The 16,498-nt window shown below is 72.1% G+C and carries 12 protein-coding genes and 1 tRNA gene; 3 read left to right on the top strand and 10 right to left on the bottom strand.

Annotation, left to right across the window (positions count from 1 at the left end; genetic code table 11):
- Nucleotides 1–202 precede the first annotated feature (202 nt).
- The 3 genes from INP57_RS02490 to INP57_RS02480 form a co-directional block, all read right to left on the bottom strand.
- Entirely contained in the window at nucleotides 203–883 is a 681-nt protein-coding gene (locus tag INP57_RS02490; protein ID WP_307849862.1) for a DUF3159 domain-containing protein, read from the bottom strand.
- A 122-nt stretch (nucleotides 884–1,005) separates the two neighbouring features.
- Nucleotides 1,006–1,686 (bottom strand): ESX secretion-associated protein EspG, encoded by a 681-nt coding sequence (locus INP57_RS02485; protein WP_200068328.1) that lies wholly within the window; start codon nucleotides 1,684–1,686, stop codon nucleotides 1,006–1,008.
- Nucleotides 1,687–1,731: 45 nt separating this feature from the next.
- On the bottom strand, nucleotides 1,732–1,989 hold the full coding sequence (locus INP57_RS02480) for a hypothetical protein (protein WP_200068327.1): 258 nt from the start codon (nucleotides 1,987–1,989) through the stop codon (nucleotides 1,732–1,734).
- Between the two features lie 2,772 nt (nucleotides 1,990–4,761).
- Here INP57_RS02480 and INP57_RS02475 point away from each other — a divergent pair.
- The gene (locus INP57_RS02475) at nucleotides 4,762–5,607 is read left to right on the top strand and encodes an SGNH/GDSL hydrolase family protein (protein WP_200068326.1); all 846 of its coding nucleotides are present in this window, start codon (nucleotides 4,762–4,764) and stop codon (nucleotides 5,605–5,607) included.
- 350 nt (nucleotides 5,608–5,957) lie between these two features.
- Here the strand turns inward: INP57_RS02475 and INP57_RS02470 are convergent, their stop codons facing one another.
- The gene (locus INP57_RS02470; protein ID WP_200068325.1) at nucleotides 5,958–8,804 is read right to left on the bottom strand and encodes an AfsR/SARP family transcriptional regulator; all 2,847 of its coding nucleotides are present in this window, start codon (nucleotides 8,802–8,804) and stop codon (nucleotides 5,958–5,960) included.
- Nucleotides 8,805–9,163: 359 nt separating this feature from the next.
- Here INP57_RS02470 and INP57_RS02465 point away from each other — a divergent pair, with 359 nt between their 5' ends.
- Nucleotides 9,164–10,201, top strand: a complete 1,038-nt coding sequence (locus tag INP57_RS02465; RefSeq protein WP_200068324.1) for an ADP-ribosylglycohydrolase family protein — start codon at nucleotides 9,164–9,166, stop codon at nucleotides 10,199–10,201.
- Nucleotides 10,202–10,247: 46 nt separating this feature from the next.
- On the opposite strand, the gene thpD is transcribed toward INP57_RS02465, so the two are convergent.
- The 5 genes from thpD to INP57_RS02440 all read right to left on the bottom strand — a co-directional run bounded on the left by thpD (nucleotide 10,248) and on the right by INP57_RS02440 (nucleotide 15,153).
- Nucleotides 10,248–11,150, bottom strand: a complete 903-nt coding sequence (gene thpD, locus INP57_RS02460; RefSeq protein WP_200068323.1) for an ectoine hydroxylase — start codon at nucleotides 11,148–11,150, stop codon at nucleotides 10,248–10,250.
- A gap of 303 nt (nucleotides 11,151–11,453) precedes the next feature.
- Complete coding sequence (locus INP57_RS02455; RefSeq protein ID WP_200068322.1) at nucleotides 11,454–11,843, bottom strand: ectoine synthase; 390 nt, start codon at nucleotides 11,841–11,843, stop codon at nucleotides 11,454–11,456.
- A gap of 104 nt (nucleotides 11,844–11,947) precedes the next feature.
- Nucleotides 11,948–13,195 (bottom strand): diaminobutyrate--2-oxoglutarate transaminase, encoded by a 1,248-nt coding sequence (gene ectB, locus INP57_RS02450; protein ID WP_200068321.1) that lies wholly within the window; start codon nucleotides 13,193–13,195, stop codon nucleotides 11,948–11,950.
- 240 nt (nucleotides 13,196–13,435) lie between these two features.
- Complete coding sequence (ectA, locus tag INP57_RS02445) at nucleotides 13,436–14,035, bottom strand: diaminobutyrate acetyltransferase (protein ID WP_200068320.1); 600 nt, start codon at nucleotides 14,033–14,035, stop codon at nucleotides 13,436–13,438.
- Between the two features lie 377 nt (nucleotides 14,036–14,412).
- Complete coding sequence (locus INP57_RS02440) at nucleotides 14,413–15,153, bottom strand: S1 family peptidase (RefSeq protein WP_307849861.1); 741 nt, start codon at nucleotides 15,151–15,153, stop codon at nucleotides 14,413–14,415.
- Nucleotides 15,154–15,397: 244 nt separating this feature from the next.
- On the opposite strand from INP57_RS02440, the gene INP57_RS02435 reads away from it, so the two are divergent.
- Nucleotides 15,398–16,180 (top strand): VOC family protein, encoded by a 783-nt coding sequence (locus INP57_RS02435; protein ID WP_200068318.1) that lies wholly within the window; start codon nucleotides 15,398–15,400, stop codon nucleotides 16,178–16,180.
- An 87-nt stretch (nucleotides 16,181–16,267) separates the two neighbouring features.
- Here the strand turns inward: INP57_RS02435 and INP57_RS02430 are convergent.
- Nucleotides 16,268–16,340: transfer RNA gene (locus tag INP57_RS02430), tRNA-Thr, on the bottom strand.
- Nucleotides 16,341–16,498: the final 158 nt, after the last annotated feature.

The raw sequence follows: 16,498 nt of genomic DNA, 5'->3' as shown, positions 1-16,498 counted from the left end.
GTTCGACCAATCCAGCGGGACCAACGGTCCGTTCACCGCGCTCGGCTCGCGATCCGCACACGCCGGTGATCGTGAGCGAACGGAGCGGTAGACGCTCCTACGTTGCGCAAATCCGGCGGGACGACGGGGCTCGAATGTCGGCGAACGGCGGTGCTGCCGCTACGGACACCGGCAGGCGCCCACGGGACGGCACCTCGCGGAATCAGCTCGCGACCTGCGGATGACGCAAGCCCGGGTGCCCAGCGGGCAGCGCGCGGCGCAGCACCCACCAGCTCGCGGTGATGCACAACGCCACCAACGGCCAGGTCAGCGCCGCCTGCGCGATGCTCAGCGCGAACACGGCGTCGGCCGCCCACAGCGGGACGAACACCAGCAGCCGCGCGGTGTACTGGCCCACCCACACCCAGCTCGCCCGGTTGTAGGCGCGCACCAGTGCCGGGTCCTGCCGCCACTTGCGGCCCTGCCCGAGCACGCCGCCGAGGATCACGCCGAGCAGCGGCCAGCGGGCCGCGATGCTGATCATCCACACCAGCCCGCTCGCGGCGTTGGTGACCACCCGGATCAGGAAGTAGTCCGCGGCGTTGCCGGTGTACAACGCGACGAGCGCACCGGCCAGCACCGCGAGCAGGCTCACCAGCACCGCCGTGGGACGGGCACCGGCGCGCAGCCGCCACACCCCGATCGCCGCGGCCACCAGCACGGCGGCGGCGCCGCCCGCGGGAATCGACTCGCCACCGAGGTACCAGCCGAGGCCGAAGGCCACCGGCGGCAGGCTGGCGTCGACGGCGCTGGTACGGCCGCCGAGCAAGTTCATCAACGAATCCCGCTCGTCACCGGTCTCCGTGGCGGTGCGCGGGTTGCCGGTCTGCCGTTCCTGCGTCACGCCCCACAGCCTGCCGGACGCGAAGTCGCATGCACACCCGCCGCCCAGGCGCAACCGCGGGCTATTGCGTCACATCCCGCTGCCGCGGCCGGATCTGCGGATCGCTCGCGGGCTCGACCGGCTCACCGCAGCAGCGCCGCGAGCCGCTCGACCAGCGCTGCGCGGTCCGCCGGGGCGCAGGTCAGCGATTCCCGACCGTCCGGCGCGGTCTCGCCGAGCAACGTGAACCGGCCGAGATCGTTGTCGAACCAGGTCAGCCCGGGCTGCCCAGCCCGGCCGCGGCGCCCGGCACCGGAGACCAGGAAGTGCCCGAGCCGGGACTTCGGCCGCCCGGTGATCTCCGCCAGCTCCCGCGCGGCAGGCGCGTCCGCGTCTTCAGCCCGCAACGGCTCACCGGCCCCCGCCGCGGCGGGTGGCAGCAGGTCCGCGCACACCGCAGGCACGTCCTGCGGGTCGAGGAAGTCCATCCGCAGCCCGCGCCCGTCGAGCACGCCGACGACTCCGACCTCTCCGGTGGCCACCACTCGCGCGGCCAACCGCTGCCCGGCCCGCACATCCAGCAGCCCGGCCGCCGCGACCGAGACCTCCGAGCCGCACAGCAGGTACAGCGCGTCCGCCACCTCCGGCTCCGGCCTGCCGTCCGCGGCCAGACCGGCCGCTTCCAGCTCGCCGAGCACCTGGTCCGGTGCGCGCCCGTGCTCGCGGGCGCGCGGCAGCTCGAACGGGTACTGCCGGATGTCCAGGTTGAGCTGCTCGGCCAGCACGTCCACGGCCGGTAGGGATAGCGCGATCGTGTCGACCATCGGGCGTCGTGTCTCACCTTCGGTGCGCCGGGCGGCTGGGGCGGGTCAGAAGTCGCGGAAGCCGGCGGGGGATTCGCCCAGCACCGGAGGCGCGACCAACCTGCCGCCGCCGTAGCCGTCGCCGTCGTCGGCCTCGACGAGGAACTGCGGGCCGCGCTCGTTCCCGCCGGACTCGCCGGGGCGGTAGCCGCCGCCCACGCTGTACTCGCGTTCGCGGCGCTCCACCGGCTCGTCCGCCGCGTGGTTCCAGGAACCGCGCGACCGTCCGGCGGAATTGGCGCCGCGCGCAGCCCCGGAACCCATCGGGCCGAACCCGCCGTCCGGTCGCGGCTGGTAGCGCGGCGACGCCGGTGCGGGTGGAGCGCTCGGCGCGGACCGATCGGCGGGAGGCAGCGGTCCCGGCTCCGGGCGGTTCGGAGGCGCGGGACGGTTCTGCGGCTCCGGGCGGTCCGGGTGTTCCGGTCGGTTCTGCGGCTCCGGGCGGTTCGGGGGACGCGCAGGCACACCGCGGGGAGGTGACGGCGGTGCGGGCGGATGCGCTGGTGCGCCGTGCGGCGCGGGAGGCCCCGGTCTGCGGCCGTCGTCGCCGGGTGGCGCCATCAGACCGCCCGGGGCTTGCGGAGCGTCGAAGAACTCCGGACCGGGCGAGTCCGCGGACCCGGCGGGAGCGGGCGGAACCGGCTGAGGAGCCGCAACGTGCGGCGGGGCGACCGGTGCGTGCGGTTGCGGAGTCGGCGCGGGTGGTTGGTCGGGTGCCGCGGGCTGACCGTGCGGAGCAGGCTGCGCGGGTTGGGCCGGTGCAGCCGGCCCGGCGGACTGGACAGGCGCAGCGGGCTGGACGGGTGCAGCGGGCTGAGCTGGCGGGTTCGGCTCCGGCGGCCGGTGCGCTGCCGCTCCGGGGACGCGCGGTGTCTCGGTCGTGATCTCCAGCGCCGACTGCTCGGGGCCGTCCGGCGGCATCGGCGGCCGGGCTGCGGGCAGCGGGCCGGGATGAGCCGGGTGCGGACCGGTCGAGCGTCCCGAATCCGGCGGAGCGGCCCCGGGCGGCGCAGGTCGCGCGGACCGCGCAGGCCCCGCGAGCTCCGGCGGAACCGCCCGGTTCGGCCCGCTCGGCGGGCCGACCTGATTCGGCCCACTCGGCGGACCGGCCTGATTCGGCCCGCTCGGCGGAGCGACCTGGTTCGGCCCGCTCGGCGGGCCGACCTGATTCGGTCCGCTCGGCGGGCCGACCTGATTCGGCCCGCTCGGCGGACCAACCTGATTCGGCCCACTCGGCGGAGCGACCTGGTTGAACCCACCCGACGCGGCGCCCGAATTCGGCGGTGCCCCGCGCGGGTCGGCCTGCGCGTTCGACGGGCCGGTCGCTCCCGGTCGCGCAGTGCGCCCAGGACCCGGATTGGGTGGCGGCGGACCGATGTTCATCGCGACCGCGTCGTCCGACGCCCCGGACCGACCATGCCTACCCGGGACGTCCACGGTCTGATCCCCCGCGGCCGGAGCGGGATTCGGCCTGCCCGGTGGCGGCGGAATGTTCGGCGCCGGCGGGATCGGCGCACCGCCGACCGGTGCCTGCGGGACGTTCTGCGGGACACCGTGCGCCGGTCCAGGCGGGCCCGGACGCGGCGGGAGTGGCGCCCTGCCACCGCGCGGACCGCTCGGCGCGGCTCCGTGCTCCTCGTGCTGGGTTCGCTCGTGCGGAGGCTGGTCATCCGGGCCTTGTGCAGGCGAATCGGAGCGAGCCGTATCCCCGCCGAGCGGGGAACTCGACTCCACGTCCGCCGAAGCGCCGATGCCCGACGCCCCGATCTCCGACGCCCCGATCTCCAACGACCCGGACAGCAGCGGTTCCGACTCCAGCGACCCGGAGCTCAGCGGCGCGAAGGACTCCGCCCGAGGCGATTCCGCAGGTGCGCCCGTACCGCCGAGGTCGCCGGACAACGCGGACACCCCACCGGACGACTCCGGCCGATCCGGTCGCACGCGCCGGCCCGGGCGGTGCTGCTCATGCCGGAAACGGTCGGGGAATCGCCTGCTGCGCCGCCACAGCTCGAACGGATCCCGCTCGGCGGCCAGCGCGGCGAACTCGGACCGCAGGTCGAAACGGGGCGCGGACTGCTCGGAGGTGTGCCGCGGCGCGTCGGGACGGGCCGCTTGCGGTTCCACCGGCCCGAGTTCGCCCGAGCCACGCAATCCCGTGGGCACACCGGACTCACCCGGTGCGGGACCAGGACGGGGCCTTCCGGAAGAGCGTTCCGCAGATCCACCATCGCGCGGCGCACCGAAACCGCTGGCCGACGCCTCGGGGCCGCCATCGCCGGAGCCGTCGAGCGCACCCGGCGGCCCGGGCGGCGCACCGGGAGCGGAACCGTTCATCGGCGCGCTCTCGCGGATCGGGACCGGCCCGCCCGCGCCGGGAACCGCGTGCATCGCAACTCGCCGCCTGCCACCGGCCGCACCCGGCGACGGGTGCCCCACCGGACCCGGTGCGGCCGCCCCAGGCCCGGCCGCCCCAGGCTGGACCGCCCCAGGCTGGACCGCCCCAGGCTGGACCGCAGAGTTCTGCGGTGACGTCACTTCTCCCCCAGCTCGTCGACATCCGGTCCCCGCGAACGGCGAGCTCGAGGGCCCGCCACGACGCGGCACGCGGCTTGCGGTGGCATCGCCGATCAGCGGCTCGCACGGCCCGTCGTGCGGGCCGCGGCGGCCCCTCCCCCGGCCGCGCGCAGATCGACCACCTGCGTGGAACGCGACATCACGAGCCCCCTTGCTGCTTGACGCCACCGCGCGGCGACATTAGCAGTAGCGATCGCCCCGGATGCGCGTTTCCGGGCAACGCCCGGACCTCGGCACCTCCCCACCGCCCGGGCACATCGGACATACCGGCACATTGCACCTGGACCCGCGAGTGCCGTTGATCACCGATCCGGTAACCGACGGTGGCGTAGGTCGTCACCCGAGGATCAGGGTGTTCATTGGCGCGCGAACGGCGGATCGCCCGACGCAGCGCCCACCAGCGCGTTCGACGTGCGCCGCGGGCCTGCGGCGCACAGCGCGACAGGAGCGGGAGGAGGGCCGATGAACGGCCGGCAAGGAACGGGCGGTACCGAGCAGCGGGCGGGGTGGCCGAGCTACGTCGCGCTGGGCGACAGCTTCACGGAGGGGATCGCCGACCCGTCCCCCGGCGGCGGGTACCGCGGCTGGGCCGACCGGCTGGCCGAGACGTTGGCCGCGACCGACCCGCAGCTGCGCTACGCCAACCTCGCGGTGCGCGGCAAGCTGCTCAAGCAGATCACCGAGGACCAGGTCCCGTCCGCGCTCGGACTGCGCCCCGCCCTGTTCTCCCTGGTGGGAGGCGGCAACGACATCATCCGCCCCGGCAGCGACCCGGACGCGCTCGCGGCGATGTTCGACGACGCGGTGCGGGAACTGCGCGCGACCGGTGCGGACGTGCTGATCGGCACCGGTTTCGACACCCTCTCGACGCCGGTGCTGCGCCGGGTGCGCGGCAAGGTCGGCACCTACAACGCGCACCTGCGCGCGATCGCCGACCGGCACGACTGCTTCGTGGTCGACCTGTGGTCGATGCGGGTGCTGCAGGATCCGCGGGCCTGGAGCGAGGATCGCTTGCACCTGTCGCCGGAAGGGCACCGCCGGGTCTCGCTGCGGGCGTGCGAAGCGCTCGGCGTGGAAGTCACCCAGGATTGGCGCGCACCGTGGCCGGAACTGCCGGAGCAGCCGTGGCGGGTGCAGCGGGCGCAGGACATCCAGTGGGCGCGGGAGCACCTGGCGCCGTGGATCGTGCGGCGGTTGCGCGGGCAATCCAGCGGTGACGGGCGCGGCCCGAAGCGGCCGCAGCTCGAACGGCTCTGCTCCGCGGCACCCGGACGCACCCGCGAAACCGAGTCGTCCCGGGAGCGGTGAGCGCGCTGCGGCCGCTGAGTCCCCGTGATCCCGCGGCAGCCGTGCACGGCTCCGCCACGGACGAAGTGCGGACCTTTGGACCACCCCGTTCACGCCAAAGGTCCGCACCCACCCCCACGTCCATCCGGTGTCCCGGATGTTCCGCTCCCCCCCCGGAGCGGCCACCCCGGCCGGCACCCGCCGCAGCGGGTACGAGCCGGGACGGCCGGGCGGCATCCCCCTCGGATCCCCCAGGAGCCGCCCGGTGCGGATCCGAACTCGCCGACCCGCACGCAAGACAAGCTCCCAGCGCGGGCTAGACGTCGGCTAAACGTCCGCTAAACGCTCGCCTGAACAGCAAAAACGCCGGTTCAGAGACTGTCCAGCCTGGACCGCGCCTGCTCGGCGCGCGGCGAGCCGCTGGTCTCGTAGATGGACAGCGCGGTCTCCCAGCGGGTCTGCGCAACCGACCGATCGCCCCGCGCGTGCGCCGCGTCGCCGAGCCCCAGGTAGGCCGACGCCTGGTGCATCGCAGAGCCGCAGCGCTGCGCCACGTCCAGCGCTTCATGGTGGTAGTTCTCGCCGTCGGCGAGCCTGCCGAGTTCGATGCTGACCTCGCCGCAGTTGTTCAGCACCATCGACAACGTCTCCAGGTCGTCGGCCTCGCGGTACATCACGACCGCTTCCAGCAGGTGCTCCAGGGCTTCGGCGAGGTGCCCGCCCGCCTGCTCGACCTGGGCGAGGTTGTTCAGCGCGCCCGCTTCGCGGTAGCGGTCGCCCAGCGTGCGGTACACCCGCAGCGCGTCCCGGCAGTGCACCTGCGCCTCCGCGTAGCGCTGCATCCTGAACAGCACCGCACCCATGTTGACCTGCGCCATCGCCAGCCAGCTGGGGCTGCCGGTGGCGACCGCGCAGCGGTAGGACTCCGCGTAGTGCACCAGCGCCTCCTCGTGCCGCCCGCTGCGGGCGTAGGCGACGCCGAGCCCGGCGGGCATCAGCACCTGGCCGATCGGGTCGGCGGCGAGCCGGGCGGATTCCAGCCCGTCCCCGTAGACCTGGATCCAGTCCTCCCAGGGGCAGCGCACCACCAGGTAGTTGAACTGGCAGCGCACCAGCTGCCAGGCGTGCTGGTGCAGGCCCTGGGCCTTCGCGGTGCGCACCGCGGCGACCAGGTTCGGCCATTCCGCGTCGAACCAGGCCAGCGCTTCGGTGCGGTTACGGATGGCGGGCTGCTCGAAGGTGGAGTCGCCGGAGAAGTCGACGTCGTCCCGCGCGGGCCGCAGGAACCTGCGGGCGTGGTCGGAGACCACCAGGTAGTAGTGCAGCAACCGCTGCAACGCGCCGCCGTCCCGCTCGCCCGTCCGCTCCTCCGGAGTGTTGAGCAGTTCCCGCGCGTACAGCCGCAGCAGGTCGTGCATCCCGAACCGGTCCGGCTCGGTCTCGGTGACCAGGTGCGCCAGCGCCAGCGCGCGCAACCTGCGGTAGGCGCCCGCCGAGTCGGTCTCGCACAGCGCTGCCACGGCTTGCGCGGTGAACGTTTGCCCGGGCACCAGCCCGAGCAGCCGGAACGTGCTGGCGTGCACCGGATGCAGGTTCCGGTAGGAGATGTCGAACGCCCGCCGCACGCTGGTGTCGGCGTCGTCGATGTCCAGCCCGTGCAACCGGTTGCTCTCGTCGGTGAGCTCGTGCACCAGGTCGGCCACGCCGCGCGCCGGGTTCGCGGCCAGCCGGGCGGCCGCGATGCGCAGCGCCAGCGGCAGCCCGCCGCAGAGTTCGGCGAGTTCGCGGGCAGCGTCCGGCTCGGCCGCGGAACCCTCGGTACCGCCGGCCCGGTCCAGCAGCGCGACGGCGGATCCGGTCGGCAGCGTCTCCAGCGGCAGCACTCGCGCCCCGCTGCGCACGACCAGCCCGTCCAGCCTGCGCCTGCTGGTGACCAGCACCAGCGCGGTCGAGCTGCCGGGCAGCAGCGGCCGGACCTGGTCGGAGTCCCGCGCGTTGTCCAGCAGCACCAGCACCCGCCGGTCGGCCAGCAGCGAGCGGTACAGCGCGGCCCGGTCGTCGACGTCCAGCGGGATCGCGTCGGCGGCCACGCCGAGCGCCTTCAACATGCTGGTCAGCGCTTCGCCGGGGGACAGCGGCGCCCGCTCGGAGTCGAAACCGCGCAACGAGGCGTAGAGCTGTCCCTCCGGGAACGAACCGGCCACCCGGTGCGCCCAGGTGATCGCCACGGCGCTCTTGCCCACCCCCGCGGTGCCGGTGAGCACGCCGAGCATGGTGGCGCCGCCCCGGTCCCGTTCGGCCAGCATCCGGTCCAGCACGCCGAGTTCGCTCTCCCGGCCGACGAAGCCGGCGACCGCGGGCGGCAGCTCGGCGGGCACCGGCCGGATCGGAGCCGAGTCCCGGCCGGTGCTCGGCCGCACACCGCCCAGCAGCGTCTCGTCATCGCGCAGCAGCCGTTCGTAGAGGGTGCGCACCTCCGGGCCGGGGTCGATGCCGAGTTCGCCGGAGAGCCGTTGCCGCAGCGCGTGGTAGGAGGCTTGCGCCTCGGCGCGGTTCCCGGCGCGGTACGCGGCGAGCATCAGCAGGTAGGTCAGCCGTTCCCGCAGCGGGTGCTCGTCGACCAGGTTCGCCAGTTCGACCACGAGCCGGTGGTGCTTGCCCAGCTCCAGGTCCGCCGAGATGCGTTCTTCCAGCGCCAGCAGCCGCAGCTCGTCGAGGTTCGGCCCGACCATCTGGTGCAGCCGTTCGGCGCCCACATCGGACAGCACCGGTCCGCGCCACAGGTCGAGCGCCTCGTTGAGCAGCTTGGCGCGGTTCGCCGGTTCCAGCCCGTGCGCCTGGTTGACCAGCGTGCGCGCCCGGTGCGCGTCGATCCGGTCGTTGTCCACCCGCAGCAGGTAGCCGGGCGACCGGGTCAGCACCGCGGGCCTGCCGGGCTCGTCCTCGTGCTGCTGTTCCAGCATCCGGCGGATGCGCGCGATGTAGCCGTGCACGATGGTCCGCGCGGTCGCGGGCGGTGCTTCCCCCCAGAGGATGTCGATCAACCGGTCCATCGGCACGACGTGGTTCGGCTCCAGCAGCAGGCAGGCGAGCGCGCCGCGCGCCGCGGCCGACCCCACCCGCAGCGGGACGCCGTCCAGGCGCACCTCCAGCGGGCCGAGCACGCGGAAGGTGAATCCGCTGCCCCCTCCGCCGAGCGAGGCGTCCTGCCCTGGCATCCCGTGCACACCTGCCGTTCCTGCGCTTGATCCGGTCCTGGTCAGTTTCGGGCACCGCGCGGCGGCGAGTCCACTAGCGGCGAAACCGACACACGCTAGCGAGCGGCGCGGCGAGCACCTGCGGCACCGCCGACTAGCTCACCCGATCGGCCCAGCGAGCGGCGCGGCCGCCCGCGGTGGATCTCCGGTTCCGGTGCAGCTCAGCACGCGGCCGAAGGGTCGCAGCAGTGGCGCACCGTGCCCGGACTCACCCCCGGACGGCGCCGGCGCTGCTCCGATCGGCTCCCGGTTCGCGGAGGTGCCCAGTACCCTCGCACCAGATCGATCATCGTCGAGCACCACCCGAAGGAGCCCGCCGCGTGCCCACCCCGTCCGCAGTGGTCGATCGCGCCGTGGGCTGCCTGCTCGGCGTCGCGCTCGGCGACTCGCTCGGCGTGCCGGTCGAGTTCCAGCAGCTCGACGGCATCCGCGCGGAGTTCGGCGAACAGGGCGTCGCCGAGCCACCCATGCCCGCGCTGCTCGGCGACGCGACCCAGATGACGCTGTTCACCGGCGAGGGCTACCTGAGCGCGTGGACCCGCGGCAACAACGGCGGCCAGTGGAACCCGGTCGAATCGGCCGCGGCGGCCTACCGGCGCTGGTTGTCCACGCAGCAGGAGGACAAACCGCCGACGGGCGCGACCGGACTGCTCGCCGAAGGCGAGCTCTACGCCAACCGCTCCCCGGGCCTGACCAGCCTGCGCGCGCTGGGCGAACCGCAGCTGGGCAGCCCGGACCGGCCGCGGAACAGCTCGAAGGGATGCGGCGGGCTGGACCGCACCGCCCCGCTCGGTTTCGCGCCCAGTTCCGCGCTGGCCTACGGACTGGGCTGCCGGTTCGCGGCGCTGACCCACGGCGGCGCGGGCGGCTGGGCGTCCGCAGGTGCGTTGTCGCTGGTCGTGCACTTGATCGCGGTCCAGGACCGGCGGCTGACCGAGGCCGTCGACCAGGCCTCCGGGCGCGTGCTGCGCGACGACCCGGAGACGGCGGGCCTGCTCGCGGAGGCTTCCACGCTGGCCCGGCTCGGCGGCTCGGTCGGCCACGTGGAGCGGCTCGGTCAGGGCTGGATCGGCCCGGAGGCGCTGGCCATCGGGGTGTACTGCGCGCTGGCGCTGCCCAAGGCGGAGCAGTTCACCGCGGCGCTGCGACTGGCGGCGAACCACTCCGGGCACAGCGACACCACCGCCGCGATCACCGGCGCGATCCTCGGCGCCCGGCACGGCACCGCCGCGTTGCCGCGGAACTGGCTGTCCCGGTTGGAACTGGCCGACGTGGTCGAGCGGGTGGGGCACGACGTCGGCGCGTCGTGCTCCGGGGAGAAGTTCAACGAACGCCGCTACCTGGGCCTGGACACCTGAGCAACGCAGGTCCGGCCCCCTCGCGGGGGCCGGACCGCGGAGGCGCTCACCTGCCGAGCGGGGTGAAGTCCGTGGCGGCGACGAACTCCGGCCTGCGCTGCTTCGCCGCGAACGGATCGACCAGCGTGTTCTGCACGCTGTTGAACACGACGAAGATGTTCGAGCGCGGGTACGGGGTGATGTTGTTGCCCGACCCGTGCATCGTGTTCGAGTCGAACCACAACGCCGCGCCCGCGGCCCCGGTGAACTGCTCGATCCCGTGCTCGTACCCGAGCCGCCGGATGTCGTCCTCGGCGGGGACGCCGACCTTCTGCTCCTGCAGCGACGACTTGTAGTTGTCGTCCGGCGTCTTTCCCGCGCAGGAAACATAGGTGCGGTGCGCGCCCGGCATCACCATCAACCCGCCGTTGAACGGGAAATTGTCGGTCAGCGCGATCGACAGGCTCACCGCGCGCGGCGCGGGCATGCCGTCCTCGGCGTGCCAGGTCTCGAAATCGGAATGCCAGTAGAAACCGTTTCCGCGGAATCCCGGCATGTAGTTGATCCGGCTCTGGTGCACGTAGACATCGGACCCGAGGATCTGCCGCGCGCGATCGAGAATGCGCGGCTGGCGGATCAGTTCCGCCACCATTTCGCTGGTGCGGTGCACTTCGAACAGCGAGCGGACCTCGTTGGATTCCTTCTCCACCACGGTGCGCTCGTCGGCGCGGACGTCCGGGTCGCGGACGAGCCGCTCCAGCTCCTGCCAGTGCTCCTGCACCTCCGCCGGCGAGAGCAGGCCCGGCAGCACGTGGAAGCCCTTGTCCTGGTGCTCGGCCAGTTCGCCGGTGCCCGCAGGCCCGGAATCCACGCCGGGCCAGACCACCGGATCGGTGCGTTCCAGCAGCGCGGACTCGGCTCCGCGCCGGGTCGGATAGCGGTCCTGCGTCCGCACGTCTGCGACGGTCATCAGTTGCGCCTCCTTCGCGAATTCCCGCCGGAGCGGCCGGTGCCGCACGCACCGCCGCCATTTCTCGGTTCCTCGTTCGGTGGCGTTTCCCCGAATGCGGGGCCGCGCACCGCGGCAGGCAACCTGACACTCGCCGGATACCCCTCGGCACTCGGCATTACGCATCCGCGCAGCGGAGTCTTCGAGCCCGGCGGCCGGTGGGATCGATCACGAAGGGCGAAATGCGATCAGCGCCCGAACGCGAAACAGCCCACGAGCCGCCGCAGCGGCCCGTGGGCTGCAAGATTCGCCCGGGGGGGTCGGTCAGTCTTCGACGACCAGCGGGTAAACGCCGTTCTCGTCGTGCACTTCGCGCCCGGTCACCGGCGGGTTGAACACGCACACCGTGCGCATGTCCGTCTTCGGCCGCACCTGGTGCTTGTCGTGGTCGTTCAGCATGTAGACGGTGCCCGGCTTGAGCTGGTGCACCTCACCGGTGGCCTTGTCCTCGACCTCGCCTTCGCCCTCGTAGACGAAGACCGCCTCGATGTGGTTGGCGTACCAGAAGTCGTTCACCGTGCCGGCGTACAGCGTGGTCTCGTGCACGGAGAAGCCGACTTTCTGCTTGGCCAGCACGATGCGCTTGCTGCGCCAGTTCTCGGTCTTGATGTCGTCGTCGGTGTCCTCGACGTCTTCGAGACTGCGGACGAACACTGCTTTCCCTCCTTCGGTGGGCCGGCTTCGGGTTTGCCAGCTTCGGTAGTGCGGACGCGAGCGGCCGGCCCGGAGACAGCCGGGCCGGCCGGTGTGCGCTGGATTCAGGCAAGCACAGCCTGCACCGAATCCACGATGATTTGAAGCCCCTGTTCGAGTTCATCGTCGGAGACGGTCAGCGGCGGCATGATCTTGATGACCTCGCTCTGCGGCCCGGAGGTCTCCAGGATCATCTTCCGGTCGAACGCGGCCTTCGAGATCTTGCCCGCGGTCTCCGGGTCGTCGAAGCCGAGCCCGCGGGCCAGGCCGCGGCCCTTGGCCTGCGCGCCCTCGTACTTGTCCGCGATCTCGCCGATAACCTGGCCGATCCGCTCGCCCTTGGCGATCGTGCCGCGCTGCAGCGCGTCGTCGCTCCAGTACAGCCGCAGCGCCTCGGACCCCGTCACGAACGCGGGGTTGTTGCCGCGGAAGGTGCCGTTGTGCTCACCGGGCTCCCACACGTCCAGGTCGGACTTGATCAGGGTCAGCGCCAGCGGCATCCCGTAGCCGCCGATGGACTTCGACAGGCACACGATGTCCGGCACGATGCCCGCTTCCTCGAAGCTGAAGAACGGGCCGGTGCGCCCGCAGCCCATCTGCACGTCGTCGATGATCAGCAGCATCCCGTGCTTGTCGCACAGTTCGCGCAGGCCGCGCAGCCACTCCGGGCGGGAGTTGTTGATGCCGCCCTCGCCCTGCAGCGTCTCGACGATGACCGCGGCGGGCTCGTTCAGGCCGGATCCGCTGTCCTCCAGCAGCCGCTCGAAGTACAGGAAGTCCGGGACCTGGCCCTCGAAGTAGTTGTCGTAGGGCATCGGCGTGGCGTGCACCAGCGGGATGCCCGCGCTGCCGCGCTTCATCGAGTTGCCGGTCACCGACAACGAACCCAGCGTCATGCCGTGGAACGCGTTGGTGAAGCTGATGATCGACTCGCGGCCGGTGATCTTGCGGGCCAGCTTGAGCGCGGACTCCACCGAGTTCGTGCCCGTCGGCCCCGGGAACTGGACCTTGTAGTCCAGCCCGCGCGGCTTGAGCAGCTTCTCGTCGAGCGTCTCCAGGAACTCCCGCTTGGCCACGGTGGCCTGGTCCAGGCCGTGCGTGACCCCGTCGCGCTCCAGGTACTCCAGCATCTTGCGTTTCAGCGCGGGGTTGTTGTGCCCGTAGTTGAGCGCCCCCGCACCGGCGAAGAAGTCCAGGTAGGGGGTGCCGTCCTCGCCGTAGAGCCAGCTGCCGCGGGCCACGTCGAACGTGGTCGGCCAGTTCCTGCTGTAGCTGCGCACCTCGGATTCGAGGCTTGCGAAGATGTCGTTCACGATCCTCCGTTCGGCGCGGCGACCGTTGGCGGCCACCGGCTGTGCAGTAGGTCTTCTCGTCTCCCGGCGGGGAGACCGCCGTTGGTGCGCCGGGAACCTGCGGTTGTGCGATCCGGCACGGCCGCCGGGCTGCTTCGCGATCGCCCCGGCCCGCGCTCACCGCGTGTGCCGATCGGCCCGCTGGACCACGGGGGCCGGGCCGGGCTGATCGGTCTGCCTGTGCTGATCGGTACGCCTCGGCTAATCGGCCGGCCTGGGCGCCGCCGCCGAGTCCGCGGGCACGACGCCCGGAGCCGGGAACGGCCCGATTCGGTAAAGGTCCTCGTCCTCGTGCGCATCGGGGAAAAGGTCCGCGGTGAACAGCTCGCTGCGGGCGAGTTCGGTGCCGCGGTCCCGCGCCAGCGCCGAGAACAACTTGATCGAAGCGGTGTTGTCCGCGGTGATCGTCGTTTCCAGATAGCGCACCCCCCGCGGCACCAGGCGGTCGACGAGGTGCGTGAGCAGTTTGCCCGCGAGGCCGCGCCCGCGCTGGGATGCGTCGACCGCGACCTGCCAGACCATCAGCACGTCCGGCGCGTCCGGCCGCAGGTATCCGGTGATGAAGCCGACCGCTTCGCCGTCCTCCCGCGCCACCACGCTGGTGCCCGCGAAGTCGCGGCACCACATCAGGTAGGCGTAGGACGAGTTCACATCGAGCACTCCCGAATCGCTCGTGATCCGGTAGAGTGCGGGTCCGTCCGCGACGACCGGAATGCCGATCTCCGCATCGGGAGAGTCGCTTCCGCCATTCCGTCCGCCATTCGGTCCGTAGCCGTTATGGCTGGGTTTGTCGCCGGTCATGCTTTGCCAACTTAACAGAACATCGCCTAAGCCGTCAGGTACATGAACGTTTCCTGGCGGCACTACCAGGCGATACCCGATTCTACACGTGATGAGCACGACATGATCGTTGCGCTGCGCATCTCCGCAGTGTTAACGATGTGTCGGAACTAGTGATCGAAATTCCCCAGTGCGGGCGTGACCAGCGAAAACGCCCGCTTCACAAGCTGTTCGCCCGCAGCCCGCGGATTGCATCCGCCGATATTTCGGATAACGCGCGGAATTGCGATCTTCAGCGGCGCCGCGCGAGCGGCCGCGCACGGCAGGCGGCCGCGACCGAACACGTGCGTCCGGGGCCGCGAGTGCGGCGGCCCCGGACGCACGGCATCCGGCGTCGATCAGACGCCGGCGACCTCCTTGATCCAGTCCCGGTATTCGGTGATGTTGTTGTAGGCCGTGGAGGTGGCCCGGTCACTGGTCGAGGCCACCCCGACCTGCTTGCCGTTGGAGAACATCGGCCCGCCGGAGTCGCCGCCCGCCGGGATGCCGGTGCCGCGCTCGGCGCAGACCGCGGTGCCGCCGCGGTAGTCCGTGCAGGCGATGTCGGTGACCTTGACGTCGGCGACCTTCAGGTTGGTCGCCTGGCACTCGGATTCGGGCTTGTCGGTGCAGGTCGCGCCCCAGCCGTAGGTCTGCACGGTGTCGCCGTTGGCGACGTCGCCGGTTTCGCCGAGCGGCGCGAACTCGACGTTCATCGGGCGGTCCACGTTGACCAGCGCGAGGTCCACGCTGTCGTGGATGTGCACGCCGCCGGACTTGGCCTTGAACTCCTCGCCCTCGTGCTGGTTGAGGCTGCCGACGCGGAAGCTGATGGCTCCGTCCTCGGCGCCTTCCACGCAGTGCTGGGCGGTCAGCACCCATTCCGGCGAGATGGCCGTGGCGGTGCACGCCTCCTGGCCGTTGTTGAGCAGGCGGGCCGCCCAGGGAGCGTTCGTGGCGTCCTCCCCGTCGATGATCATCGGCTGCAGGTCGGACGGCGGAGCGGGCGCCGCGGGAGCCGCGGCTTGGGCTGGGACGGCGAACGCGGCGGCGGCCAGGGCCAAGCCCGCAGCGCCGGTCAGAACTCGGACCAGAGACACGCTGATCTCCTCTGGGTAGCAGCGGCAACGCTGTACGGAGCGGCTTCGAACACGCTCCATACCCTCACCCGAACGGGTAATGGGTCAACCAATTGGTCACTATTCGCCACCGCGACTGCGAGCTGAGTTCTGATCGAGATGCGCCGATCGACGGACTCAACCAACAATCGGGTGCCCACTATGGCGCCGGTCGGACGTCTCCCGCACCTCGGCGGCCGCACCTCGATGAGCAGCGGGGACACCCATGGAGATCACCGAATACCGCCCGGGCACCCCGTGCTGGGTGGACCTCGGCGTGCCCGACCCCAGCACGACATCCGAGTTCTACGCCGAGCTGTTCGGCTGGACCGTGCACGACACCGGCGACGAAGGCGGCGGCTACCGGATGTGCCTGCGCCACGGCAAACCCGTCGCGGGCATCGGCCCGCACTCCGGCGGCAGCAGCGGCCCGCGGTCGTGGACCACCTACATCTGCGTCCGCGACGCCGACGCCGCAGCGGAAGCGGTGCGCAGGGCGGCGGGGCAGGTGCAGCTGGAGCCGATGGACGTGCTGGACGCTGGCCGCATGGCGGTGTTCACCGACCCCTCGGGAGCGGCCATCGCGGCGTGGCAGCCCAACGAGCACATCGGCTCGGCCGTGCTGGACGAACCCGGCGCCCCCTGCTGGCACGAACTCGCCACCCGCGACCCGGAATCCGCGGTGGAGTTCTACTCCGCCGTGTTCGGCTGGGAGGCGGCCAACGAGCAGATCGGCGCGGAGGACTACACCGCCTGGCGGCTGGAGGGGCGCACGATCGCGGGCATGATCCAGATGACCGCGAGCTGGCCCACCGAGCTGCCCGCGCACTGGACGGTCTACTTCACCGTCGCCGACACCGACGCCGCGATCGAGCACCTCGACCGGCTCGGCGGAACCGTGCTCGCGGGCCCCACCGACATCGAGCCGGGCCGGTTCGCCGTGGTGCACGACCCGGCGGGCGGGCTGTTCGGCATCATCGCGATCAACCCCGCGGCCGCGCCGGGTTGACGCCGCGGCTCGCGGCCGGGGGCGATCAATGCCTCGATCGGGTCCTGTCGCCGAAGGGCAGGACGCGCTTAGGCTGCTCGAACCGGGAGCCGCTGAGGGGATTCGAACCCCTGACCATCCGCTTACAAGGCGGGCGCTCTGCCTACTGAGCTACAGCGGCGCACAGCAACCGGCGATGCCGGCGACCACGCGGACACATCGTAATCACCGCACGCCCGCCGCGAGCAGGCGGTCGCGCAGGACCCTCGCACGCGGGCGCGCGAGGCGAAGTGTCAGGCTCGTGACCGAGGACACCCGAGGTCCGTGCAACAGCAACGG

Origin of the sequence: Saccharopolyspora galaxeae, from assembly GCF_016526145.1 — a bacterium.
In the GTDB taxonomy this organism is placed as follows: domain Bacteria; phylum Actinomycetota; class Actinomycetes; order Mycobacteriales; family Pseudonocardiaceae; genus Saccharopolyspora_C; species Saccharopolyspora_C galaxeae.
The sequence above is the reverse complement of the archived record's forward strand: the minus strand, read 5'-3'. Positions and strand labels throughout refer to the sequence as shown.